Origin of the sequence: Flavisolibacter ginsenosidimutans, assembly GCF_007970805.1 — a bacterium.
Classification (GTDB): Bacteria; Bacteroidota; Bacteroidia; order Chitinophagales; family Chitinophagaceae; genus Flavisolibacter; species Flavisolibacter ginsenosidimutans.
The window spans coordinates 1,865,491-1,888,322 of the sequence record NZ_CP042433.1 but is presented as its reverse complement, the minus strand read 5'-3'; the positions used below and the strand labels follow the sequence as shown (position 1 = coordinate 1,888,322).

Genomic DNA, 22,832 nt, shown 5'->3' with positions numbered 1-22,832 from the left:
TCTCAAATCTGATACAGCAAACAGAATTTCTAACTCAAAATTTTCAAAATACGATATATGAATTTGAACAACTTCACCATTAAAGCGGCGGAGGTTATTCAGCAAGCGCAACAGGTTGCGTTTAACCATTCCAACAGCAACATCGAAACCGAACACATTTTGAAAGCCCTGCTGGTTCAGGAAGATTCGCCCGTTGATTTTCTTCTAAAGAAAAACGGCGTGAACGTGCAGCAGCTTGAAACAAAGCTAGACGCACAAATCTCCCGCTTGCCAAAAATCAGCGGTACGGAACCGGCGCAGAACATCAGCCGCGATGCCAACAACGTAGTGTTGAAAGCAAACGCTTCGCTGAAAGGCTTCAGCGACGAGTTTGTAACACCTGAAAGTCTTTTACTTGGCCTCGTTCAAGGCAATGACAACACGGCATCGCTGTTAAAAGATGCCGGCCTTACCGAGAAAGGTTTGGTAGCGGCCATCAAAGATTTACGCAAAGGCTCAACCGTTACTTCACAAACGCAGGAAACGCAATTCAACGCCCTAAACAAGTACGCAAAGAATTTGAACGAACTGGCAAGGCAAGGCAAACTTGATCCGGTGATTGGCCGCGACGAAGAGATCAGAAGAACGCTTCACATCTTGTCGCGCAGAAGCAAGAACAACCCGATTCTTGTGGGTGAACCCGGTGTGGGTAAAACCGCAATTGCGGAAGGCCTTGCCATGCGCATTGTGAACGGCGACGTACCCGAAAACCTAAAATCAAAAATTATTTATGCGCTTGACATGGGCCAGTTGATTGCAGGCGCTAAATACAAAGGCGAGTTTGAAGAACGCTTGAAAGGCGTGGTAAAAGAGGTGGCGACTTCGGAAGGAGAAATTATTCTCTTCATTGACGAGATACACACGCTTGTTGGCGCGGGTGGTGGCGAAGGCGCGATGGATGCGGCGAACATTTTAAAACCCGCATTGGCTCGCGGTGAACTAAGAGCCGTGGGCGCAACAACGCTCAACGAGTATCAAAAATATTTTGAGAAAGACAAAGCACTCGAACGACGCTTTCAAAAAGTAATGATTGAAGAGCCTTCAATCGAAGATGCAATTTCAATCCTTCGCGGTTTGAAAGACCGTTACGAAACGCACCACCACGTTCGCATCAAGGACGAAGCGATTATCGCGGCGGTAGAACTTTCGGTGCGCTACATTACCGACCGTTTCCTGCCCGACAAAGCCATTGACCTCATTGATGAAAGCGCGGCCAAGCTTCGCCTCGAAATGAATTCAATGCCGGAAGAATTGGACAAACTCGAACGGCAAATTCGTCAATTGGAAATTGAACGCGAAGCCATCAAACGCGAGAATGATGAGGACAAATTAAAAGACCTCAACACAACCCTGGCAAACCTTGCCGTTGAACGCGATACCTTAAAAGCAAAGTGGCAGGAGGAAAAAGAACTCGTAGAAAAAATTCAATCGGCAAAGGCAGGCATTGAAGGATTGAAGCAGGAAGCCGATGGAGCCGAACGCGAAGGCAACTATGGAAAAGTAGCCGAGATACGGTACGGCAAAATAAAAGAGCAGGAAGAAATCATTGCAAAGCTGCAAGGCGAATTGAACGAATTGAGCAGCCACAGCAAACGCCTGATGAAAGAAGAAGTGGACGCGGAAGACATTGCCGAAAGCGTAGCCAAAGCAACGGGCATTCCGGTGAGCAAGATGCTGCAAAGCGAACGCGAAAAACTGTTGAATCTTGAAGATGAATTGCACAAGCGTGTGGTGGGACAAGACGAAGCCATTACAGCCATTGCCGACGCCATTCGTCGCAGCCGCGCAGGATTAAATGACCCGAAGAAGCCGATTGGTTCTTTCATCTTCCTCGGTACGACCGGCGTGGGTAAAACAGAACTAGCAAAAGCTTTAGCGGATTATTTGTTCGATGACGAGCACATGATGACCCGCATCGACATGAGCGAATATCAAGAGAAGCATACCGTTTCGAGACTGGTAGGAGCGCCTCCGGGATATGTGGGCTACGAGGAAGGCGGTCAGTTAACGGAAGCCGTTCGCCGCAAGCCTTACCAGGTTGTGTTGCTTGATGAAATTGAAAAAGCACACCCCGATGTTTGGAACATCATGCTGCAGGTGCTTGACGACGGCCGCCTGACTGACAACAAAGGCCGTGTGGTAAACTTTAAGAACACCATCATCATCATGACCTCCAACATGGGCAGCGACATCATTCAGGAAAATTTCGCCGATGTGACGGAGCGCAACAAAGAACAAATTGTAGAAAGCACGAAAGTGCAGGTGATGAACCGATTGAAAGAAACCATTCGGCCGGAGTTTTTAAACCGCGTGGACGAGATCATTCTCTTTCAGCCGCTGATGAAGACCGAGATTCGCGGCATCATCAAAATACAATTGGAGAATTTGAAAGAATTGGTTGCACAAAGCGGCATTCAATTGGAGTTTTCGGATTATTTGGTTGATTACCTGGCCGAGAACGGATTTGATCCGCAGTTTGGCGCACGACCGTTGAAGCGGTTAATTCAAAAAGAGATTGTGAACGGATTGAGCAAGAAGATTCTTGGTGGTGCGGTGGACAAATCGCATCCGGTGTTGGTGGACGTATTTGACGGCGTAGTCGTGTTTCGGAATGAGGTGGAGCAACACGTATAAAAATACATGATTGATGTTGAAAGCCTTGCGGAAATGCAAGGCTTTTCATTTTTACAATCTTGTCTTCATTATGTCTATTGTCTTCGTCTGTACCTTAGGCGCATGCGCAGAAAAGCAATCGTTGAAACCAAAAACATCGTTCTCATTCTTCTCGGCATTCTTGCTGCGGGCATGGGCATCAAAGGCTATCTTTTGTCGAGCCATTTTATTGACGGAGGCGTAACAGGCATTTCCATGTTGTTGAACAATATTTTCGGCTGGCCGCTTTATCTCATGGTGCCGCTCATAAACCTTCCGTTCATCGTGCTGGGTTATTTTCAATTGGGCTGGAAGTTTGCGCTCAAAACCTCACTTGCTATTTTGGGTTTGGCGCTTTGTCTTGCTTTCATTCCTTATCCCGATATTACTCCGGATAAATTGCTTACCGCTTTGTTCGGCGGCTTCTTTATTGGTCTCGGCATTGGCCTTGCCATGCGTGGCGGTGCGGTGCTCGACGGAACGGAAATCGCAGCTTTATTGGTGAGCAAAAACAGCGGTGCTTTAAAAGTTTCAGACGTTATTTTAATTCTCAACGTCATCATCTTTGGTACGGCCATTTTCTTTCTCGGTGTAGAACCGGCGTCGTATTCAATCGTTACCTATTTCGCCGCGGCAAAGACCATTGACTTTTTGTTGCACGGTCTGGAAGAATACACCGGTGTTACCATTGTCTCGGAACGGAGCGATGAAATAAAAGCAGCCATCGCGGACCAATTGCGCCGGGGAGTAACGGTTTACAAGGGCCAGGGCGGTTACGGAAAGCGAGGCGAGACAAACAGTGAAAACGAAATCATCTTTACCGTGGTAACTCGTTTAGAGATTGGCCGCTTGCAAAATATCATCAACCAGATTGACGAAAATGCTTTCACCGTTCAACACAGCATAAACGATATGCACGGCGGCATGATAAAGAAGATGCCTTTGCATTAAGCCTTCATTTTTTGCAGTGCGAAACTTAACTTTAGTTTCATCAAACCATCGCCATGAAAAAGTTCTTCTTCCTCTTTTCTTTTTCTTTTTGCTTGCTTCATGCTACCGCACAAGAGAACATTGACGCAGAATTTAAAAAACTCACCAAAAACAACAGCGGCATTCCTTACGGCGCTAACAAAGCCGCAGGCAGATTTTACAACCTTCGTGGCTTTAACATGTACGCCGAGACCTACGGACAAGGACAACCGCTTCTAATCATTCACGGCAACGGCGGCTCCATCGACAACTTTGTAAACCAGATTCCTTATTTCAGCAAAAAGTATAAAGTCATTGTGGCCGACAGCCGTGCACAGGGCAAATCAACCGACACCGGCGATTCGCTTTCTTATGAAATGATGGCCGATGATTATGCGGCTTTGCTGGACGCAATGAAAATAGATTCGGCCTTTGTCATTGGCTGGAGCGACGGCGGCATCAACGGTTTGTTGCTTTCCATCCGTCATCCGCAAAAAGTGAAAAAACTGGCTGTAACCGGCGCCAATCTCTGGCCGGATACAACGGCCGTTTTTCAAGATGTTGAAGACCTGGTTATGCCGGAATATTTATCACTAAAGAATAACCAAAACAAAAACGCACAACAAAAAAACAATTGGAAACTGATGCGATTGTTGATTGAAGAACCACACATTTCGCTGGAGTCGTTGCACACGATTTCCGTTCCAACGCTTGTGATCGGCGGCGACCACGACGTAATTAAGCCCGAGCATACCTTGCTCATTGCGCAAAACATTCCGAATTCATATTTGTGGATTCTTCCCAACTCCGGCCACTCCACGCCGCTGGTTTACAAAGACGAGTTCAACCAAAAGATTGATGATTTTTTTAACCGGCCTTACCGGAAGCTGGAAAAGCAAGGACGGTTCTTTTAAGATTCACCTCGTCGGATGGAAGTAAAAATTAAAGAACGTTCGTGGTTTGCGAGGCTGGCGGCAAAAAATTTGGGATCGCAAACAATGGCCGCCGTGCTTGGCCGCACCGTTCATCTTTGGAACGTAAGCCGTGAGGAGTTTTTAAGCGATCCCGCCTGGGTGATGCACGAATTGGAACACGTGCGGCAATTTAAGCACTACGGTTTCCTGCGCTTCGCCGTCCTTTATTTGCTTGAACACCGCCGCAAGGGCTACGTTAACAATCGTTTTGAAATTGAAGCAAGAGAAGCCGAAGCAGGGCCTGCTGATTTGGATGGCGTTAGATTTATATGAAGATTTTTAAGCAGTCATTTTTGCATTGCGGACATGTTTTTATTTTTTTTATTGCCACATCTAAAGCTGCGCCCCACAAGAACTTGCTGACAATGTGGCAACGAAAAAAAATCATGGGTTACTTTTTTTCGTAAGCTGTATTAAAGGCAAACTATCCTCAAATGATCTCGAAAACATATTTCAAGACAAAAGATTACTGCAAAGTAAAATTCACGCTGAAGCCTGAGAACGCCGAAACCGTTGCCATTGCGGGTTTGAACGGAAACTGGGAGACACTTATCTCCATGAGCAAGAAAAAAGACGGCAGCTTCACCGCAGAAATTTCTCTTCCCAAAGAAAGCCAGCACGAGTTTAAATACCTGGTTAACGAAACAGAGTGGATAAACGAACCCGATGCCGACAGCGAACAACCCAATGGTTTTGGCTCCAGCAACAGCGTTATCGTTCTGTAATTACAGCCTGAAAATTTTATTCTCTTAAAGACAGCAGAGGTCTTTCCGCTTTTAATTGCGAAAGATTCTCTGTTGTCTGGTACGTTGTGCATACGTAAAAGCTTTGCGCGGCTTGTCTTACGCCTTGTCGAAACGAGACGGCTTTGTTTTCAACTGAATCCGGGTCTTACGGTCTGAACCATTGTTTTTGTAAAAAGGAGTTTAGACATTTGCACTTTAACCTTATGACGAAAAAAGCGATTGGCCTGGCTGAATACATCGAATTGGAAGAAGACCAGCAGTTTGAAATTCTTCACCGCGACGGCGTTTACATCGGCAAACGAAAACCGGGCAAACAAACCGTCGTGCTTTTTCAGCTCTATGGCTTTTACGTGGAAGTTTTCTACAAACATTACCGCCGGCACGTTGACCATACCGTGGCTACAGACAACGCCGACATTCTTCAGCCTTACATTGATCAGATCAACGTACGCGATTTGGACGGGAACGAGGGACGTAAATAAGAGATGTGAACAGATAATTTTTCGCTGTTCTTAATCATTTCTCATATTTGTATTTACAAGCCACCAAGCCATGACTAAATCGCTACCGCCTAAAAGCCTCGTGCTTTATGCCGATGATGATACCGATGACCGCGAACTCGTAAAAGAAGCCTTCGATGAATTTTCCTCCATTGTTGAATTGGTGACTTTTGAAGAAGGCAGCGAATTGCTTTCCTATCTTCAGCATCTTGGTCCACTGCAACCCAAGCCATGTCTTATTATTCTTGATGTAAACATGCACGGCCTCGACGGAAAGCAAACGCTTCGCCGCTTGCGCGGCACCGAAGAATACAACGAGGTGCCCATTGTTTTGTTTACAACCTCCACGCTTCCTTCAGAATCGGCCTTTGCCCGATCTTACAATGCGGGTTTTGTTACCAAACCGTTATACGGTGCGCAGGTGCGCTTTCTTCTCGACCAGTTAATTGATCACTGCACCAATGAATTAAAGGAAAAAATAAAAAAGCAACGCGGTTATTGACGCGGTGTTTGATTGCTGCCCGTTTGTTGTCTTTTGCTCAGCAACAGCCATACTAAAACGGGAAAGGACAGCGCTGCCAATAAAAAGGTTAAGCGGTTGCCGATTAAGAAATTGGCACCCACCGAAAGAAGGATGTACAGAACAGCCGCAATGCGCATGAAGTAAATTTAGCTTGCCGAAAATAAAAGCAAAGACAATTTATCCGCAATTATTTGTAGCGCTTCTGCTGCAATCTTGGCAAAATGAATTTATTTTGAAAGCAGTTGCATTAGTCTTGTACGCTAAAAATTATCCAGTGTTTCGCTTTCTTCATTTAACAGGCTTCCTTTTGCTTTTGACGAACGCTTTATGCTGCTGTCAAAAGGAACCGAACCAGCCTGTCGTTACCAAGCCTTTGTTCGACAGCATTCCGGCCGCGGTTCCTGTGCAGCCCATAATTAATGAAGCCTCCGGCATAGCCGACAGCAAAGCCAATGCAGGTTTTTTGTGGGTGGAAGATGACAGCGGCAATCCAACGCAACTTTATCTTTTGGGGCATGATGGGAAAGTGAAGAAAACCGTTTTTCTGAAAGGCATCACCAACCGTGATTGGGAAGACATGACGCTCTGCGGCAACGATATTTACGTAGGCGAAATTGGCGACAACAACGCAGCATATCCCGATTATGCTTTCTACAAATTCCCCGAGCCTTCGATGAATGTTGACACGGTGCAAAGCATTGAAACCATCCGCTTTCGTTATCCTGATGGCTCGCATGACGCCGAAGCTTTTTTTGTTGAGCCTTCCACAAAAAATATTTACATCATTACCAAGCGGGATAATCCTTCGCGCATTTACAAACTAACGGCGCCGCTTTCAACGTCCTCAATGAACGCAGCGGAATTTGTAGGCCTCCTGCCTTACAATGGCGTTGTAAGCGCAGCGCTTTCTGCCGATGAAAAAGAGATCATTGTAAAAACCTATCCCGGGCTTTATTATTATTCCGTAGCAGCGGGAGAGAAGAAGGAAGCGGCCCTTCAAAAAAGCTACATTAACCTGCCTTACACCTTCGAGCCACAAGGCGAAGCGGTTTGCTTCAGCGCTGCCAACAACGGTTATTTTACGTTAAGTGAATTGGGTTTTGGCAGCACGCAAAAACTTTATTTCTACAAACGCAATTAGAGACTTGCACAGTTGCTGTGAATTGCTATTTTAGCTTTCATTGCATCACCCAAAAACTAATTGCATGTTTAAATCTCCTTTTTCTTTTAATGGCCGTATACGTCGCAAGGAATACGTTTTATCCTTCGTGATTTACCTTTTTATTGCCATGTTTTTTTCTGTTGCTGTTAATGAATTGGTACCGCAGCGCAGTGAAAACCTGCGTGGTGTCCTGGCTTTTTTTATTGTTATACCTGTTCTGTGGTTTATGTTGGCGCAAGGTGCAAAACGTTCACATGATTTAGGTAACAGCGGTTGGTTTATGTTCATACCGTTTTACGGTTTCTGGCTTCTTTTTGCCGAGAGCAAACCGGGTATAAATGAGTATGGCCCAAACCCCAAAGGCATTGGTAACGAAACCGCGTTTTCGTTTGAACAAGAACAAAGCAATTTTTAATCAGGCAGAATGATATACAAAAGACCGGTTTACAAACCGGTCTTTTGTATGTTGGTTAAGAGCAGTTGTCAACGCATCACGCGAAAAACTGGATACTGATTGTGTACCGGTTCGTAATAAGGAGAATTGCGGTACACAAAATCAAGCTGCGCATAAGCACTCTTCGCAAACGCAGCATCGCTCTTTTTTCTTTCTTCCAGCTTTTGCTTTACATCGGGGTGCGTTTGTAAAAACGTGGCGGCGATGTCCTCAAAGGCATAATCCGAAAAGCCTTCTTTTTGCCCGAGAACCGGATCAAAAAAGTTCCAGGCAAAATAGCTGTCTTCGCCTTGTGGCTCCAGTGTTTCAATGAGAAAACGTGTACCGCGTTGCGACGTTGGAATGTAATAATCGCCCTTGCGGAATGAAACGTTCTTCACTTCTTTAGAAACGTTTATATCGCGATTAAGATGGTGGCCCTCGTACGGCCGCAGACCCGATGTGTAATTTTCAATGCGGTACGATTCAACTTCGATTACCGTATCCTTCGACAGTCGTTTCATCTGAATGCCGTTTGCCTGCAAGCGTTCAATCACCTTCCACCAACCTTGCGGAATGACGTAAGCCAAAGGCTTCTGCACTTGCAGCGTGTCAACGTAAGTGTTGTAAAACGGAATCTTTTTTTCGTAAGGTTTGCTGCGGTCGTAATACAATCTCGGCAAACCCGAAACTTCGCTGGGCTTTTGGCCGGCTTCAAAACCTTTAAAGGTTATCGTTGTTGATTTTGATTTATCCCACTTCCACGCAAGCGGAAAGCTGCTTTGCGTTTGCTGTTCTTTTCTGGTTTGCTCACGCAGGGCAATAATTTCTTTTCCGTGTTCCGCAGCAAATTGAATGAAGCATTGCATCAAGGCCTTTGTTGCTGCTACGCGTTGCTTGTACGGTTTCAGCATGTGTGTTTCGGGTACAAAGGAAAACGTGTTCCAAAGCGTGCCGTAACCGCTGCCGTAGCGCGGACTGTCGTAAAACTCCGGCCAGCCCTTGTCAACGGGTTCGCCAAAGTGATTGACGTAGGGAATTAAATCATAGCCTTTTTGTTTCATCATTGGGTAGAGTGAAGGTTCGAAAATTTTGTTCATGTATTCACCCATTGCGCCGCCAAGTTTGTTGTGTTGCGAAACCAGCAGCGTCATCACGTGCTGGTAATCGGCGCCGTTGCTCACGTGGTTGTCAATAAAAATATCGGGATCAAGCAGGGTAAAAATTTTGGCAAACGACATTGCATTCTTTGAATCCATCTTGATGAAGTCGCGGTTGAGGTCAAGGTTTTCTGCGTTGCCGCGAAAGCCTTTTTCTTGCGGTCCGTTTTGATCAATGCGGTAGTTAGCGCTTCTGTTTAAAGCGCCGCCGATGTTGTAAACAGGAATGATGGCAAGTACAACAGAAGAAGGCAATTTGATTTTGTTTTGCGCAATGTCTCTTGCCAGCAACATACTTGCGTCAATGCCGTCTGGTTCACCGGGATGAATGCCGTTGTTGACAAGAATGATGGTTTTCTTTTTTGCTTTGATGGCTTTGATGTCAAAGTCTTTTTCGCTCGAAACAAGGATCAAATGAAGAGGGTAGCCGGCATCGGTCGGGCCCATTTCGGTCATCTTTACCTGTGGCGACGAAGCCGCAAATTCCTTCCACCATTGAATTGCCTTTTCATACGTTGGCGATTCGGTTCCGCCGGAAATTTCAAATTGCGTTATGTGTTTTTGGCTAAGAGAAAAAAAGGAAGAAAAGAGAAAAAGAAGAAGAAAAATATTTCGCATGAGCGAATGTAAGCGGAACGACGGTCGGCTACAAAACGAAAAAGCATCCCGATAACCGGAATGCTTTTAAAATTTTTATGCGGATGATTTATTTCGCCAGTGCGTTTACTTTCTTCGCCAACTTGCTTTTCAGGTTAGCCGCTTTGTTTTTGTGGATAACGCCCTTCTTCGCCAGTTTATCAATCATTGAAGCGACTTCGGGGAGTTGCCCACCGGCAGCGTTGGCATCGGTTACTGCCTTAAAATCACGGATAGCGTTACGGGTAGTTTTGCCTGCGTAACGGTTACGTTCCCGGCGTTTGGCCGCTTGCCGTACGTCTTTTTTTGTTGCCTTATGATTCGCCATGTTCGTTTTAAATTTCGGAGGGCAAATGTAGGGGAAACAAATCAAAAGAGTACCATGATTTTTGGGATTTTAAAGGATTATTGGGAAAAAGGAGTAGAACGCAAGATATTATGCCCGAATTAAAACTTGCACAACCTTGCTTTGACAAGAAAAAATTCCGTCTGCTTTTGCTCATGAACTTTGAACATCTGGCTTCCGGCTTTGCACGCTTGACTGCCTTTTCACCGATATTTGTCCCCCAATCCAAATCTTCGTTCATGAAGGATTTTTCATACATCACCAGTGCACATCCCAGTTACATCGAAAGCCTTTACCATGATTTTGTAAAAAACCCGGAAAGCGTTGACCCTGAGTTTCGCCGCTTTTTTGAGGGTTTTGATTTTGCCGTAAGCCAGGGTACAAACGGCCATGCCACTACGGAAGCAGCGCCAACTGTGCAGGGCATAACCGTTGATGCGGGACAATTGACAAAAGAATTTGCCGTTTACAGCCTGATTCAGGCTTATCGGGCCAAAGGTCATTTGGTGGCCGATACCAACCCCATTCGCAAGCGCAAAGACAGGGGCGCTAATCTCGACCTGAAATATTTCGGACTTTCTGACGCCGACCTTCCTTCAAAATTCGAGGCCGGGAAATTCATTGGTTTCGCCAACGCTTCGCTTCAACAAATTCTCGTCAAGCTGCAAAAGATTTACACCGGGCACGTAGGCATAGAATACGACTACATTCTAAGACAGGAAAGAGTGGACTGGCTGCAAAAAGAAATAGAAGGCGGCTTTGATAAAATTCCTTTGTTGGAAAACCGCAAACGCATTTTGCAGAAGCTGAATCAGGGTGTCATTTTCGAAAAATTTCTTCACACAAAATACGTTGGGCAAAAGCGCTTTTCGCTGGAAGGCGGCGAAACCACGATAGCGGCCTTGGATGCCATCATCAACACCGGCGCCGACTTGGGCGTGCAGGAAGTTGTAATCGGCATGGCTCACCGCGGCCGCCTGAACGTGCTGGCCAATACTCTCGGCAAAACCTACGAGCAAATCTTCAGCGAGTTTGAAGGCACGGCCATTCCCGATCAAACCATGGGCAGCGGCGATGTAAAATATCACCTGGGCTTTGCATCCGAAGTAGAAACGCCTTCGGGCAAAAAAGTACACCTGAAATTGGCGCCCAATCCTTCGCACCTTGAAGCGGTGAACCCGGTGGTATTAGGCTATTCGAGAGCAAAGGCTGATTGTTTGTATAGCTCTGAATTCGATTCGGTTCTTCCCATTCTCATTCATGGCGATGCCTCGCTTGCCGGCCAGGGCATCGTTTACGAAATCATTCAAATGAGTGACCTGCACGGCTATTATACCGGCGGCACCATCCATTTTGTCATTAACAACCAAATTGGGTTTACCACCGATTTTGACGATGCCCGCAGTTCATATTACAGCACCTCGGTTGCGGCTACGATTCAAGCGCCTGTGTTGCACGTCAATGGTGACGACCCTGAAGCCGTGGTGAAATGTGTTGAAATCGCTACCCGCTACCGCCAGGAATTTAACGCCGACATTTTTGTGGACATGGTTTGCTACCGCCGCCACGGTCATAACGAAGGCGACGATCCGAAGTTTACGCAGCCGCAGTTGTACTCCATGATTGACAAACATGCCAATCCACGTGAGACCTACGTGAGTTATTTGTTGCAGAACGGCGAACCCGATGCGCAGCAATTGGCGAAAGACATGGAAAAACTGTTTTGGAGCGATTTACAGGAGCGGCTGGATGAAGTAAAGCAAAATCCATTGCCCTACAATTATCAGCAGCCGGAATTGTGGTGGAAGAGCCTTCGCCGCGCAACGGAAGAAGATTTTGACCAATCGCCTTTTACCGCCATTACAGAAGAAACGTTTAAAAAACTTTTCAACGGATTGATGACCTACCCGCAAGACTTTAAGCCGCTGCGCAAGGTGGACAAACTCTTGCAGGATAAAATCAAATTGTTTGAAGCCGAACAAAAAGTAGACTGGGCCACGGGTGAATTACTTGGCTACAGCAGCTTGCTCGTTGAAAATAAAGACGTGCGCATGAGCGGGCAGGATGTAAAGCGCGGCACCTTCTCACACCGCCACGCGGTTATTTACGACGAAAACACAAACAAAGAATACAACCGTCTCAATCACTTTCAGGAAGGCCAGAGCAAGTTGCGCATTTACAACTCCCTGCTAAGCGAATATGCCGTATTGGGCTTTGAATACGGCTACGCTATGGCCAATCCAAACAACCTCGTGATTTGGGAAGCACAGTTCGGCGATTTTGCCAACGGTGCGCAGATCATCATTGACCAGTTTATTGCTTCGTCGGAACAAAAATGGCAGCGTATGAGCGGCGTGGTCATGTTGTTGCCGCACGGTTACGAAGGCCAAGGGCCGGAGCACAGCAGCGCAAGACTTGAGCGCTTTTTACAGTTGTGCGCAGAACTGAATATGGTGGTGACAAACATCACCACGTCGGCCAATTTCTTTCACGCCCTGCGCCGTCAAATGACCTGGTCTTTCCGCAAGCCATTGATCAATTTTTCGCCGAAGGCAAACCTGCGACTGCCTGCCGCTTATTCGCACATGAGCGAGTTTACCAACGGACGGTTCAAAGAAGTGATTGACGATACGTTCGTGCAGAATGCCGGTGACGTGAAAAAGGTTTTGTTCTGCAGCGGCAAAGTGTATTACGACCTGGCCGACCGCCAACAGAAAGAGGCCCGCAAAGACGTGGCGGTAGTTCGCGTGGAGCAACTTTATCCTTTGCCCTACAAACAGCTTGAAGAACTCTATAAAAAATACAACAAAGCCACTTGGTTTTGGGTGCAGGAAGAGCCGCTGAACATGGGTGCCGCAGCGTTTTTGCAAATGAACCTAAAGGGTATGAATTACGGCATCATCAGCCGGCAACCCGGCGCGGCCACGGCCAGCGGTTATTCAAAAGTTCACGCACAGGAACAAGCGGAAATTGTGGAAACAGCGTTTACGATTTAACCGGCAATACAGAAAAAATAAAACGACCGTTGCTGCGCAAGAAACCGGCAACGGTCGTTCCGTTTATAAGCTTTTTTACCCGAAATTTGCGGCACTTGAATTTATTATATGATTGAAATTAAAGTGCCTACTGTTGGCGAATCCATTAACGAAGTAACCTTGGTAAAATGGCTGAAAAATGACGGCGACTACGTTGAAAGAGACGAAGTAATAGCCGAATTGGAAAGCGAAAAAGCAACCTTCGAACTGAACGCAGAGCAGGCGGGTATTTTAAAAACGGTGGGCAAGGAAGGCGATACGTTGAACATTGGCGATGCCGTTGCACAGATTGATGAAACTGCGGCAAAACCTGAAAGTAGCAATCAACAACCGGCAACCGGCAACCAGCCAGAAACAAAGGCACCGGTAGCAGAAAAGGCACAGCCAGCCGCTCAAAAAGCGGATGCGCCGAAAGAAGGCCAACCCCAAACCGATGTAAAAGCAACACCCGTTGCTTCGGCCATCATTGCCGATAAAAAGGTCAATCCAAAAGACATTCAGCCATCGGGCTACAACGGAAAGATCCTGAAAGAAGACGTGTTGAGTGCTTTGGAAAACCCCGGCCGCAAACCCGGTGTCGAATTATTCAACCGTGCCGAGGGCCGTGAGAAAATGAGCAATCTTCGCAAAACAGTTAGCCGACGTTTGGTAGAAGCAAAAAACACAACGGCCATGCTCACCACTTTTAACGAAGTGGACATGAGTCGCATCATGGCCATTCGCTCAGCCAACAAAGAAAAGTTTAAAGAAAAACACGGCGTGAACCTTGGCTTCATGTCGTTCTTCACCAAAGCGGTTTGTTATGCGCTTGCTGAATGGCCTTCGGTAAACGCTTACATTGACGGCGACTCGCTTGTGTTTCACAATTACTGCGATATTTCCATTGCTGTTTCCGCGCCAAAAGGTTTGGTAGTACCGGTTATTCGCAATGCCGAAAGTTTAAGCATGGCGGAAGTTGAGAAGAAAGTAGTGGAACTTGCAACCAAGGCCCGCGACAACAAATTGAGCATGGAAGAAATGCAGGGTGGCACTTTTACCATCACCAACGGCGGCGTATTTGGTTCGCTCATGAGTACACCCATCATCAACATTCCGCAGTCGGCTATTTTGGGTATGCACAAAATTCAGGAGCGGCCTGTTGTTGTTGACGGACAAATTGTAGTTCGACCGATGATGTATTTAGCTTTGAGTTACGATCACCGCATTATTGACGGCCGCGAATCGGTTTCTTTCCTTGTGCGGGTAAAAGAATTGCTGGAAAATCCGGAACTCTTGCTGTTTGGCAAAGACCCCGTGAAGGCTTTACTCGAATTGTAATTTCTGTTACATTCGCCGCCAAGTTCCCGCTATGAAATCAATACTAACTGCATTGGCACTGGTTGCCCTTCTCTCTTCGCGTCAAAAAGAAATCAGTCTCGACGCCAATTATAACGGAAGCACGGGAACTATTGGGCACAGACAGTGCATCAGGGCTCTTGGTAAAAATAGCGGCGGTTACCGGCTCCTAAACGCAAACCACGGAATACACTTTCTATTATCAATAAGCTTTTATTCCTTCGCAGGAAGGTCGTTTCAGTGCGGCCTTTTGTTGTCGTTGTTTTTATCATTTTTGTATCTTACAGTTCAAGTCATCAACCATGAAAAAGATCGCTTTTGCCTTAACTGCTTTTCTGTTTGTTTTTACGGCCTGTCAAAAAGAACCGGATTTTATAGATACGGGTAATTCATCCGGAAACGGTGGCGGTACAATCACTTCCGGTTTACTGGTTCGAAGTGTGGAGGTTAACGGTGCTGATTCAACCGCTATTGCTTATGCATACAATACTGCGGGCCGGCTTACACAACTCGACGTTTCCAGTACGGCGGCTTCTCCATTCACCTACAAACTTTTGCGCAACACGAACGGCATCATTACGCAAACTGTTGCCCGTAGCCCCGACCTCGCTGCCATTGGAGTTGACAGTCTGGTAACAAACGTATTCTACAATTCCTCTGCCGCACGCTATACCTACACCCGCTACGATCTGAACGTAGGCGGTGTTGCGTACTCGGACAGCACAGCCTTCACTTATGACGCAAGTGGAAATCTCGCCAGCGCTATATCTTATCAAAAAGTTATGTTGCTGCCTTATGCGCCTTCTTCCCGCACGGATTATACGTACGGCAACGGAAACGTGGCAACGGAAAAAACTTTCGATTATGATGTTACAACGTCTGCGTGGAGCCTGATTGCAACATCGGCCTACACATACGATGCAAAAACAAACCCGCTGAAACTGGGCACGGAAGCCATGATCATCGGCCTGACAACTTTCTTTGGACCCAACAATACAACGGGACTTACGTACACCGATGCTACTGATCCAACCAACAATTACACGCAAGCCTCTACGTACACGTACAACAGCGCAAGCAAACCCTCTTCGGGAACGATCGTCGAAAATCCCGGAGCGGTTAATTACTCGTTGCGGTATTATTATAACTAAGGATAGCCTTTTAAAAACAAAACGGCGGTCTTACGTTGACCGCCGTTTTGTTTTCATCTTTGCGCCATGCATTTGCACGCCTACCTGCGATCATCTGAAACCATTATTAATCTTTACGATGGTGCGATCCCTTTTGCTTCGTGGCTAAAAAATTATTTTCGCGAACAAAAAAAGTTTGGCTCAAGAGACAGAAGAATGGTTGGCGATTTGTGCTTTTGCTATTACCGTTTGGGAAAGGCGTTTGAAGAATACAGTCTTACAGAACAACTGCTGATAGGCCAGGCCCTTTGTCACGATAAAAGTATTTTTATTGATGAACTGAAGCCGGAGTGGAGCGGCGTTTCTTCCGGGACATTGAAAGATAAACTTGCTTTTCTGTTGCGTGAAAATAACGGTGTTGTTTTCCCTTTTTTGGATGAAGTGAGCAATGATATTGAAAAGGATGCTTTCAATCTATCGCACCTTGTGCAGCCCGATTTGTTCCTGCGCATAAGACCTGGAAAAAAAGAAATAGTCCTGCAAAAAATTCAAACGTTGGCTGTTTCTTTTTCTGTTGAAGGCGATTGTTTGCGTTTGCCCATCGCAACAAAAATTGACGATGCGCTGGAAGTTGACAAAGAAGTCGTAGTGCAAGATAAAAGTTCTCAACGCGTACTCAACCTGCTTCAACACCAAACATCAAACACCGAATGCCAAACCTTTTCCGCTTGGGATTGTTGTGCAGCCAGCGGCGGCAAAAGTATTTTGTTGCACGATCATTTTCCGCAAGTGCAGTTAACCGTTAGCGACGTTCGTGAAAGCATTTTGCATAATCTGAAGACACGTTTTTCGCGTGCAGGCATTGCCTCTTATCAATCGTTCGTCGCGGATGTTTCGTCGCCGCAATTTCACCTCAATGAAAAATTCGACCTCATTATTTGCGATGCGCCTTGCAGCGGTTCGGGTACTTGGGGACGAACGCCTGAGCAGTTGCGTTTCTTTTCCAAACAAAAAATTGAGTATTACAGTTTGCTGCAAAAATCCATTGCGGTCAATGCAGGCAAATGTTTGAAAGAAGGAGGGCAGTTTTTATACATCACGTGTTCGGTCTTTGTAAAAGAAAACGAAGACGTGGTTGAATACATTTTACAACAAACAAAGCTGCGGTTGGTGAAACAACAATACTTTGAAGGTTACGATGAAAAGGCGGACACCTTGTTTGCGGCTTTGTTTGCGTTATAATTTCAGCAATTCTCTTGTCGCCAGCAATTTCCCGTTGTTGTAAACGCTCACGAAATATTTTCCGCTTGCAAGAAAGTAAGAAGGAATAACAAAGCTTGCCGTACCCGATGCTTTTGCTTTGCGCTCAGCCAAAACCAATTGCCCTTTCGCATCCACAACCCGCACAATCAAAGCAGGAATGGCGTAAGCCGTTGTAATCTTCAGCGTAAATTTTTCTTTTGCTGGATTGGGCAGCAAAAGAATTTCTTCGCCTGCCGCCAAAACAGGTGTGATGCCGGTAACAATACACGACGCACCCAGATTCACCGTTACCGTATCGGTATAATCTGCTGTAAACGTTGCCGTAGCGGTGTCAATAATTTCGCGAATGCGGTAAGAGATTGTGCCTGCCTGCACGTTGATTAAGCTGTCTGCAAATTGATAACCGTGTGTGCCAAATAAAGAGCCCGTTCCCTGGCGTTCGCCAATCTTTGTAAACGCTGTTTCGCCCGGCGCCTTGCGTTCAACTTCGTATCTCATCGTGCCCAGGTCTTTGCTTGTCCAGTTAATTGTGGTCTTGCAATTAGTAGCAGTAGCGCTTGCGGTTGAAAAATCTTTTAGCAATGACAACGTTGCTTTTTTTACATCGGGTATGCCATAGCCTATGCGGTCGTCGGGTGTCGTTGCTTTGCTGCCCGCTTGGCGCAGTGCGTTTATGATGCGCATGTTGTTGAACTCTGGAAAGCCTTGCCACAAGCAGGTTGCAAGGCCCGCCATGTTTGGGCAGGCAAAGGAAGTGCCGTTGCCGTTGCCAACGGTATTGCCCGGTGTTTGAAGCACGGTGGACACGCCAACGGAAGCCACGTCGGGCTTTACTTGCCCGTCGGATGAAGGCCCGTAACTTGAAAAGCCGGCCACGACTCCTGCTGTTGAAACCGCACCTACAGCCAATACGCTGTCGCCATCGGCCGGTGTGGTAATGTAATGCCAGGATTTATCGCCTTCGTTGCCCGCAGCAACGATAACCAGCAAGCCTTTTTTGGCCGCCAGGTCCGCACCTCTTGCAGCGATTGTCGTGTTCCCGTTCATGTCCTGGTAGGTATGGTCAAAAACTGAATTATCAAACGTGTTGTACCCGAGTGAGCTGGAGATAACGTCGCCGCCGGCACTGTCAACGCGTTCGGCTGCACAAACCCAATTGTGTTCTTCAACCGGATATTCCGATGCAACATCTTCGCTGCGGAACAAATAAAAGGAAGCCTTTGGCGCAGTTCCTACAAATTGCCCCGGAATGTTTGCGGCAATAATGGAGAAACATTCCATACCGTGTGAATCGTCTTCCGTTACGCTGGTTTCGCTGGCCACAAAATCATAAGTGCCCAGCACTTGCCCGGCTGGGTTTACGCTATCAAAAGCCTTCAGCGAATTGTAGTGAAAGAAGCCGTCATCCAGCATACCAATAATCATATTCTGTCCGCGCAAGCCGATGTTGTGCAGAAACTCACCGTTGTGAAGGTGCAGCTGGTCGTAGGATTGGCCGTAATTAAAAAAATCGGCACTCCCGTTCGCAGCGTTTGCTGCATTATTGATGCGAAGATTTTGCGTTTGCGGTTGTTCAATTTTTCCCGAAGCACTTGCCGTACGTGCGGCAATGGGCGAAACGCTTTGCACAAAAGGAAGGCCTGCGATTTTTGCCAGCGCAGTGGCATCAGTGGTTTTAACGGAAACAGAATTTAACCACCGCGAAGCATTTAAAACAGTAACAGCGCCTGCCGAACGAAGGCTGTCAATGTAGCGGGGCGTCACGGGCAGGTCGGAACTGTCAATCGCAATATTGTATCGCGTTCTTCTGTCAACCGCTCTTTGCGATAAATATTGAAGCGGTGCGCTGAATGAATACGGTGTGCCCCCTTTGTTTTTAAACTGGATAACGTAACGGCTGAATTGTGCGTGTCCGGTACTTGTAAAGGCCGCGGCAAGTAAGCACACCAGAATTTTTTTCATACGCTAATTGTGGTCAATGATGGATCGTTTAACGCCAAACCCGCGGTAACCCGGCCGAGGCGAAGAAGGCGGCTGGTATTCCCACATGATGTATTCCTGGTAAATCAGCCCGAGGCCCTTTGCATACTTTTCAGTAGAATAATTTTTAAAACCGTACAGTTGTGCGTTCGCTATCTGAAAATTTGCGCTTGTGTTTGTTTCAGGATCGTCAAGCATGAGTTGAACTGTGACCGTGCTATCGTATTGCTTGCCCGATACCGAAACAGCCTGGTCAACATTCGTATAACCATAATCCCAATCAGCCATGCCGTCGTCGTTGCTAAAATCATAAAAGGCGCCATAAGGATCGTCGGGTAGAAAACGGTTCGCTTTCCAACTTGTTCCTTCTGAAACCGGTGCGGCAAGTTTTAAAAAGCGCAGGTTGTTTTCAATCACTTCAACCGCATTTGCCGTTGGGGTAATAAAGTACGTGCCCGCCGGCTGCCAGGCCGTTTTCCCGGCTGTATCACGCAAAAACCGAAACACACGGTAAGACGGTCTGCCCAAATTGTCCGTTATCAAGGAATCAACAATAGTCTTTTCCTGGTAAGAATGGACTGCGATACCCGAGCCAAAATTGGTGTACACAGTTGAGTCGGTGCGGTACGTAATGTATTTGCCGGGTTGAGTAGGAAGATAATCTTTGGGTACTTCGGGTTGAAGTGTTTCGGTTTCTTTTTTACACGAAACAAAAAAGAGCGAAGCCAACAAGAGCAGGGAAAATGCTTTCATGCGCGATAAAGGATTCATTGGATAGCGTTGCTGTTAACGTCAACGGGCTAAAGCTAATATAAATAGTTGATTGGTTAAATAGTTGACAGGTTGATTGGGAAAAGCCTTCCGGCCGTTAGACTAATCAACCGATCAACCTGTCAACTAATCAACTAACGCCGCTGAATAATTCCTCCGCCAATAACATCGTCGCCTTCGTAAAAAACGGCGCTTTGGCCGGGGGCAATGCCTTTGGCTTTTTCAAAAAAACGAACCGAAACATCGCTGCCCGATGCGGTGATGAGGGAATGACTGCCTTTGTCTTTGTACCGGATTTTAGTAAGCGCTTCCGTTGGCTCAGTGAGGCCTTCGTATTTTATCCAGTTCACTTTCGCCACCTTCATGTCTTCTTTTTCCAAATCCTCTTCGTCGCCCAAAACCACGGTGTTTGTATCGGGGTCAATGGCGGTAACGTAAGCAGGTTTGCCCAAGGTTATGTCCAGGCCTTTTCTTTGCCCGATTGTATAAAATGGATAGCCTTTGTGCTGGCCCAGGATTTTGCCTTCTTTGTTTACAAAATAGCCACCCGAAACCTTTTCTTCCAGGCCCTCAATTTTGCGTTTTAGAAAGCCGCGGTAGTCGTTGTCGGGCACAAAACAAATCTCGTAACTCTCGCTTTTTTTGGCGAGCTCGGGATAGCCAAAATCATGCGCCATCTGGCGGATTTCGGTTTTGCGGTAAGTGCCCAAAGGCAGAATCGTTCGCGACAAAAGGTCTTGTTGCAATCCCCACAACACATAACTCTGGTCTTTCATTTCATCGGCGCCTTTGCTGATAACGAAGCGGCCGTTATCGTGTTGACGAACGGATGCGTAATGCCCTGTGGCAATAAAATCACAACCCAAAGCATCGGCCCGTTTTAGCAAAGCCCGCCATTTGATGTGCGTGTTGCAAAGCACGCAGGGATTGGGCGTGCGGCCGGCGAGGTATTCATCTACAAAATTCTCCACGACAAAAGAGCCAAACTCTTCGCGAATGTCGAGTATGTAATGCGGGAAACCGTGTTGGACGGCGGCGGCGCGGGCATCGTTAAACGAATCAAGATTGCAGCAGCCCGTTTCTTTTTTGGAACCGCCGCTGCTGGCATAATCCCAGGTCTTCATGGTGATGCCAACAACTTCGTAACCTTCGTGGTGAAGCATCAATGCGGTCACCGTGCTGTCAATGCCGCCGCTCATGGCGACGAGAACTTTTCCTTTTTTGCTCATATACTCAGTGCGTTCAAAGCGCAGCTTTTTATGAAAAAATATTGTGAAGCGGCAAAGATAAGTCTTGCCAGTGCGGAAACTTGTTAAGAAACGCGGTCAATTTATCCGTGTGGTTACAAACAAAGACGCTGCGTACACCAATGCCCGTAAGTTAATCGTTCAATAATGGCGTTGACCATTGTTCAAAGAGCCCCTTTCCAGGGGCTTTTCGTTTTAGCTGATGGGTATCATTTGTGCGTTTCGCCCCGTCCGTAGCTTTGTTCCATGAACGAAGAAAAAAAGCCCATCAAACGAAGCAAAGAGCTGACGCCGCTTTCCAAAGAGCATCACGAAGGTTTGTTGTTTGGCTGGAAAATAAAACAAGGCTTAAAAAACGGCACTGATCATGCCCTAATAGCCCGGTACATTCAATGGTTTTGGGACAATGACCTGCAGATGCATTTTCGAAAAGAAGAAGCCATACTGGCGCCGCATTTGTCCGGCGGGAACGAATGGGTGCAACGGATGTTTGCTGACCACGCAGCAATTAAGGTTTTGGTTGAACAATGCGCAAAGACAATAGATGAAAATAGCTTTATCAAATTGGCTGATGCCGTGCACGATCACATTCGTTTTGAAGAAAGGATTCTCTTCCCTTATGCTGAAAAAGAAATCCCCGCCGAAACCTTAGCGGCTATGTTTGAGGAACTGAACAAAATAGACAAGAAGGCAACGTGGGAGGATGAGTTTTGGATGAGGAAATAGAATAAAATTTTTAAGAGAAGAAACGATTAAGAACTGAGATGATCCCTTTGCTTTCATCTTTTAGGCAGCTTGCTCTTTTGCCGAATATAACTGCGAAAGCAATCAATGTCCGAAACACCGTTTTGCAAAACCGCTTCGTAAATATCCTTGCTGCTGAAACTGCGCCGGTATTCGGGATGCTGCCAACAGTGGGATTTAATTTCCAAAATTTTCAATCTTGTTTCCGGCGTTAATTGCGCTTTAATTCTGCGGCAATAATCCAATAGCCGTTCGCATTCTGTTTTGTTTACCGCCCATACGTCAATCTTCCACGCGCCGGCTCTTTCATCTCCCAAGTAAATGCCCCAATAAAAACCGTTTGGCAAGCCTTCTGTTTTCGCCAGCACTTCGTTTCGAAAACTCATTTTTACTGGTTGAAGAAGGGTTGCTATTTCACCGCCGAGAGAGAAAAAGTTTCCCTCGTTAATTGAGTCTGTCTGAAGATAAATGTCAAGGTCACGCCACGTCATTAAATCGAGGTTGTAACTGCCGGTGATGTGCGGTGCGCCGTAGCGTTGTAAAATCGAAAGCAACCCTTGTTGATGCAGGATTTCGTCTGCTTCTTTTTTGATGTTTTGATTTCGTGCGGATAGAGACAAATTCATGCATCGCTACGGCTGAAACGTCTCACGCAGCTTTTTGTTTTTTACTGTTAACCATGTTTCTTAATTCGTCTCTCAAAAATCCTTTGAGACTTAAATCTTCATCGAGGTCAGGCCAATGAATACCGGTACCTTTTCCAATAAATTCGTAATTCATCAACTTTTCTTTTGTTGCGCCGTGTAGGCTTGGATAATCGGAAATCTTTTGGCGCAGAATGGTTTTCGTGTTCAAAATCACCAGCAGCAAATCCATTTCAGGGTGAACGTCTATTGCCTCTATTCGCAAGCCTTCTTCGTGAATCAGGCTCTCAAGCGCATCAAATCTATTGGTTGAAGTATTCATTCCAGTGGTTTTTAAATTGTTGTTGATGGGCCGTTACGATTTCGATAATCTGCTTTTGCTCACTGTTTGTGAACCGGATAAAGTAAGCAATTTCCAAAATGGGTTCTAGCCATATTTTGCCTTCTGCGTCTCCTTTTGCTACATGAATATGGGCGGGTTCCTTGTTTTCACGGCTGTAAAAGAAAAACCGGAATCCATTTAGAAGCAAAACGGTAGGCATG

The 22,832-nt window shown here is 46.4% G+C and carries 23 protein-coding genes; 14 read left to right on the top strand and 9 right to left on the bottom strand.

The genetic code is table 11. The features are described 5' to 3' along the window. Positions 1-57: 57 nt before the first annotated feature. The 7 genes from clpB (at position 58) to FSB75_RS07690 (ending at position 6,382) form a co-directional block, all read left to right on the top strand. Positions 58-2,673 carry an ATP-dependent chaperone ClpB gene (clpB, locus tag FSB75_RS07720; protein WP_146785137.1) on the top strand — a complete coding sequence of 872 codons (2,616 nt, stop codon included), beginning with the start codon at positions 58-60 and terminating at the stop codon, positions 2,671-2,673. A gap of 102 nt (positions 2,674-2,775) precedes the next feature. Further along, entirely contained in the window at positions 2,776-3,642 is an 867-nt protein-coding gene (locus tag FSB75_RS07715; RefSeq protein WP_146785136.1) for a YitT family protein, read from the top strand. A gap of 53 nt (positions 3,643-3,695) precedes the next feature. Further along, positions 3,696-4,574: an alpha/beta fold hydrolase gene (locus FSB75_RS07710; RefSeq protein ID WP_146785135.1), complete on the top strand. Its 879-nt coding sequence runs from the start codon at positions 3,696-3,698 to the stop codon at positions 4,572-4,574. A 15-nt stretch (positions 4,575-4,589) separates the two neighbouring features. Then, positions 4,590-4,907: a DUF4157 domain-containing protein gene (locus FSB75_RS07705; protein WP_146785133.1), complete on the top strand. Its 318-nt coding sequence runs from the start codon at positions 4,590-4,592 to the stop codon at positions 4,905-4,907. 161 nt (positions 4,908-5,068) lie between these two features. After that, a complete protein-coding gene (locus FSB75_RS07700) occupies positions 5,069-5,359 on the top strand; it encodes an isoamylase early set domain-containing protein (RefSeq protein ID WP_146785131.1) in 291 nt (96 codons plus the stop codon). Between the two features lie 224 nt (positions 5,360-5,583). Then, positions 5,584-5,862, top strand: a complete 279-nt coding sequence (locus tag FSB75_RS07695; protein WP_146785129.1) for a hypothetical protein — start codon at positions 5,584-5,586, stop codon at positions 5,860-5,862. A 70-nt stretch (positions 5,863-5,932) separates the two neighbouring features. Next, the gene (locus tag FSB75_RS07690; protein ID WP_146785127.1) at positions 5,933-6,382 is read left to right on the top strand and encodes a response regulator; all 450 of its coding nucleotides are present in this window, start codon (positions 5,933-5,935) and stop codon (positions 6,380-6,382) included. On the opposite strand, the gene FSB75_RS21790 is transcribed toward FSB75_RS07690, so the two are convergent. After that, a complete protein-coding gene (locus FSB75_RS21790) occupies positions 6,376-6,540 on the bottom strand; it encodes a hypothetical protein (protein WP_172623093.1) in 165 nt (54 codons plus the stop codon). The two genes, FSB75_RS07690 and FSB75_RS21790, sit on opposite strands and share 7 nt — an antisense overlap. A gap of 137 nt (positions 6,541-6,677) precedes the next feature. Here FSB75_RS21790 and FSB75_RS07685 point away from each other — a divergent pair, with 137 nt between their 5' ends. Then, a complete protein-coding gene (locus FSB75_RS07685; protein WP_146785125.1) occupies positions 6,678-7,544 on the top strand; it encodes a hypothetical protein in 867 nt (288 codons plus the stop codon). 64 nt (positions 7,545-7,608) lie between these two features. Further along, entirely contained in the window at positions 7,609-7,980 is a 372-nt protein-coding gene (locus FSB75_RS07680) for a DUF805 domain-containing protein (protein ID WP_146785123.1), read from the top strand. A 68-nt stretch (positions 7,981-8,048) separates the two neighbouring features. Here the strand turns inward: FSB75_RS07680 and FSB75_RS07675 are convergent, their stop codons facing one another. Then, complete coding sequence (locus tag FSB75_RS07675) at positions 8,049-9,776, bottom strand: M14 family metallopeptidase (RefSeq protein WP_146785121.1); 1,728 nt, start codon at positions 9,774-9,776, stop codon at positions 8,049-8,051. An 88-nt stretch (positions 9,777-9,864) separates the two neighbouring features. Next, positions 9,865-10,122: a 30S ribosomal protein S20 gene (gene rpsT, locus FSB75_RS07670; RefSeq protein ID WP_146785118.1), complete on the bottom strand. Its 258-nt coding sequence runs from the start codon at positions 10,120-10,122 to the stop codon at positions 9,865-9,867. Between the two features lie 257 nt (positions 10,123-10,379). On the opposite strand from rpsT, the gene FSB75_RS07665 reads away from it, so the two are divergent. The 4 genes from FSB75_RS07665 to FSB75_RS07650 all read left to right on the top strand — a co-directional run bounded on the left by FSB75_RS07665 (position 10,380) and on the right by FSB75_RS07650 (position 16,882). After that, positions 10,380-13,136, top strand: coding sequence for a 2-oxoglutarate dehydrogenase E1 component (locus FSB75_RS07665; protein ID WP_146785115.1), 2,757 nt, complete (start codon positions 10,380-10,382; stop codon positions 13,134-13,136). Between the two features lie 108 nt (positions 13,137-13,244). After that, positions 13,245-14,492: a 2-oxoglutarate dehydrogenase complex dihydrolipoyllysine-residue succinyltransferase gene (gene odhB / locus FSB75_RS07660; RefSeq protein ID WP_146785112.1), complete on the top strand. Its 1,248-nt coding sequence runs from the start codon at positions 13,245-13,247 to the stop codon at positions 14,490-14,492. A gap of 320 nt (positions 14,493-14,812) precedes the next feature. Then, the gene (locus FSB75_RS07655; RefSeq protein WP_146785109.1) at positions 14,813-15,661 is read left to right on the top strand and encodes a hypothetical protein; all 849 of its coding nucleotides are present in this window, start codon (positions 14,813-14,815) and stop codon (positions 15,659-15,661) included. Positions 15,662-15,727: 66 nt separating this feature from the next. Beyond that, positions 15,728-16,882 carry an RsmB/NOP family class I SAM-dependent RNA methyltransferase gene (locus FSB75_RS07650; protein ID WP_146785106.1) on the top strand — a complete coding sequence of 385 codons (1,155 nt, stop codon included), beginning with the start codon at positions 15,728-15,730 and terminating at the stop codon, positions 16,880-16,882. Here FSB75_RS07650 and FSB75_RS07645 read toward each other — a convergent pair. The 3 genes from FSB75_RS07645 to mnmA all read right to left on the bottom strand — a co-directional run bounded on the left by FSB75_RS07645 (position 16,877) and on the right by mnmA (position 20,883). After that, positions 16,877-18,865: a S8 family serine peptidase gene (locus FSB75_RS07645; RefSeq protein ID WP_146785103.1), complete on the bottom strand. Its 1,989-nt coding sequence runs from the start codon at positions 18,863-18,865 to the stop codon at positions 16,877-16,879. The genes FSB75_RS07650 and FSB75_RS07645 overlap by 6 nt on opposite strands. Positions 18,866-18,868: 3 nt before the next feature. After that, positions 18,869-19,636, bottom strand: coding sequence for a hypothetical protein (locus FSB75_RS07640; RefSeq protein ID WP_146785100.1), 768 nt, complete (start codon positions 19,634-19,636; stop codon positions 18,869-18,871). Between the two features lie 152 nt (positions 19,637-19,788). Then, a complete protein-coding gene (gene mnmA, locus FSB75_RS07635; protein ID WP_146785097.1) occupies positions 19,789-20,883 on the bottom strand; it encodes a tRNA 2-thiouridine(34) synthase MnmA in 1,095 nt (364 codons plus the stop codon). A gap of 264 nt (positions 20,884-21,147) precedes the next feature. On the opposite strand from mnmA, the gene FSB75_RS07630 reads away from it, so the two are divergent. Then, positions 21,148-21,627: a hemerythrin domain-containing protein gene (locus tag FSB75_RS07630; protein ID WP_146785094.1), complete on the top strand. Its 480-nt coding sequence runs from the start codon at positions 21,148-21,150 to the stop codon at positions 21,625-21,627. Between the two features lie 53 nt (positions 21,628-21,680). Here FSB75_RS07630 and FSB75_RS07625 read toward each other — a convergent pair whose 3' ends face one another. Genes FSB75_RS07625 through FSB75_RS07615 form a run of 3 tightly spaced genes read right to left on the bottom strand, consistent with a single transcriptional unit; the run spans position 21,681 to position 22,831 of the window. Next, a complete protein-coding gene (locus FSB75_RS07625; RefSeq protein ID WP_146785091.1) occupies positions 21,681-22,271 on the bottom strand; it encodes a hypothetical protein in 591 nt (196 codons plus the stop codon). 22 nt (positions 22,272-22,293) lie between these two features. Beyond that, positions 22,294-22,611 (bottom strand): DUF2442 domain-containing protein, encoded by a 318-nt coding sequence (locus FSB75_RS07620; protein ID WP_146785088.1) that lies wholly within the window; start codon positions 22,609-22,611, stop codon positions 22,294-22,296. Then, on the bottom strand, positions 22,592-22,831 hold the full coding sequence (locus tag FSB75_RS07615; RefSeq protein ID WP_146785085.1) for a DUF4160 domain-containing protein: 240 nt from the start codon (positions 22,829-22,831) through the stop codon (positions 22,592-22,594). The genes FSB75_RS07620 and FSB75_RS07615 overlap by 20 nt, the downstream gene beginning before the upstream one ends. Position 22,832 lies beyond the last annotated feature (1 nt).

Excerpts from the sequence above, each read along its gene's own strand:
- clpB (WP_146785137.1), top strand. The coding sequence starts at position 58 with ATGAATTTGAACAACTTCACCATTAAAGCGGCGGAGGTTATTCAGCAA.
- FSB75_RS07715 (WP_146785136.1), top strand. The coding sequence starts at position 2,776 with ATGCGCAGAAAAGCAATCGTTGAAACCAAAAACATCGTTCTCATTCTT.
- FSB75_RS07710 (WP_146785135.1), top strand. The coding sequence starts at position 3,696 with ATGAAAAAGTTCTTCTTCCTCTTTTCTTTTTCTTTTTGCTTGCTTCAT.
- FSB75_RS07705 (WP_146785133.1), top strand. The coding sequence starts at position 4,590 with ATGGAAGTAAAAATTAAAGAACGTTCGTGGTTTGCGAGGCTGGCGGCA.
- FSB75_RS07700 (WP_146785131.1), top strand. The coding sequence starts at position 5,069 with ATGATCTCGAAAACATATTTCAAGACAAAAGATTACTGCAAAGTAAAA.
- FSB75_RS07695 (WP_146785129.1), top strand. The coding sequence starts at position 5,584 with ATGACGAAAAAAGCGATTGGCCTGGCTGAATACATCGAATTGGAAGAA.
- FSB75_RS07690 (WP_146785127.1), top strand. The coding sequence starts at position 5,933 with ATGACTAAATCGCTACCGCCTAAAAGCCTCGTGCTTTATGCCGATGAT.
- FSB75_RS21790 (WP_172623093.1), bottom strand. The coding sequence starts at position 6,540 with ATGCGCATTGCGGCTGTTCTGTACATCCTTCTTTCGGTGGGTGCCAAT.
- FSB75_RS07680 (WP_146785123.1), top strand. The coding sequence starts at position 7,609 with ATGTTTAAATCTCCTTTTTCTTTTAATGGCCGTATACGTCGCAAGGAA.
- FSB75_RS07675 (WP_146785121.1), bottom strand. The coding sequence starts at position 9,776 with ATGCGAAATATTTTTCTTCTTCTTTTTCTCTTTTCTTCCTTTTTTTCT.
- rpsT (WP_146785118.1), bottom strand. The coding sequence starts at position 10,122 with ATGGCGAATCATAAGGCAACAAAAAAAGACGTACGGCAAGCGGCCAAA.
- FSB75_RS07665 (WP_146785115.1), top strand. The coding sequence starts at position 10,380 with ATGAAGGATTTTTCATACATCACCAGTGCACATCCCAGTTACATCGAA.
- odhB (WP_146785112.1), top strand. The coding sequence starts at position 13,245 with ATGATTGAAATTAAAGTGCCTACTGTTGGCGAATCCATTAACGAAGTA.
- FSB75_RS07655 (WP_146785109.1), top strand. The coding sequence starts at position 14,813 with ATGAAAAAGATCGCTTTTGCCTTAACTGCTTTTCTGTTTGTTTTTACG.
- FSB75_RS07650 (WP_146785106.1), top strand. The coding sequence starts at position 15,728 with ATGCATTTGCACGCCTACCTGCGATCATCTGAAACCATTATTAATCTT.
- FSB75_RS07645 (WP_146785103.1), bottom strand. The coding sequence starts at position 18,865 with ATGAAAAAAATTCTGGTGTGCTTACTTGCCGCGGCCTTTACAAGTACC.
- FSB75_RS07640 (WP_146785100.1), bottom strand. The coding sequence starts at position 19,636 with ATGAAAGCATTTTCCCTGCTCTTGTTGGCTTCGCTCTTTTTTGTTTCG.
- mnmA (WP_146785097.1), bottom strand. The coding sequence starts at position 20,883 with ATGAGCAAAAAAGGAAAAGTTCTCGTCGCCATGAGCGGCGGCATTGAC.
- FSB75_RS07630 (WP_146785094.1), top strand. The coding sequence starts at position 21,148 with ATGAACGAAGAAAAAAAGCCCATCAAACGAAGCAAAGAGCTGACGCCG.
- FSB75_RS07625 (WP_146785091.1), bottom strand. The coding sequence starts at position 22,271 with ATGAATTTGTCTCTATCCGCACGAAATCAAAACATCAAAAAAGAAGCA.
- FSB75_RS07620 (WP_146785088.1), bottom strand. The coding sequence starts at position 22,611 with ATGAATACTTCAACCAATAGATTTGATGCGCTTGAGAGCCTGATTCAC.
- FSB75_RS07615 (WP_146785085.1), bottom strand. The coding sequence starts at position 22,831 with ATGCCTACCGTTTTGCTTCTAAATGGATTCCGGTTTTTCTTTTACAGC.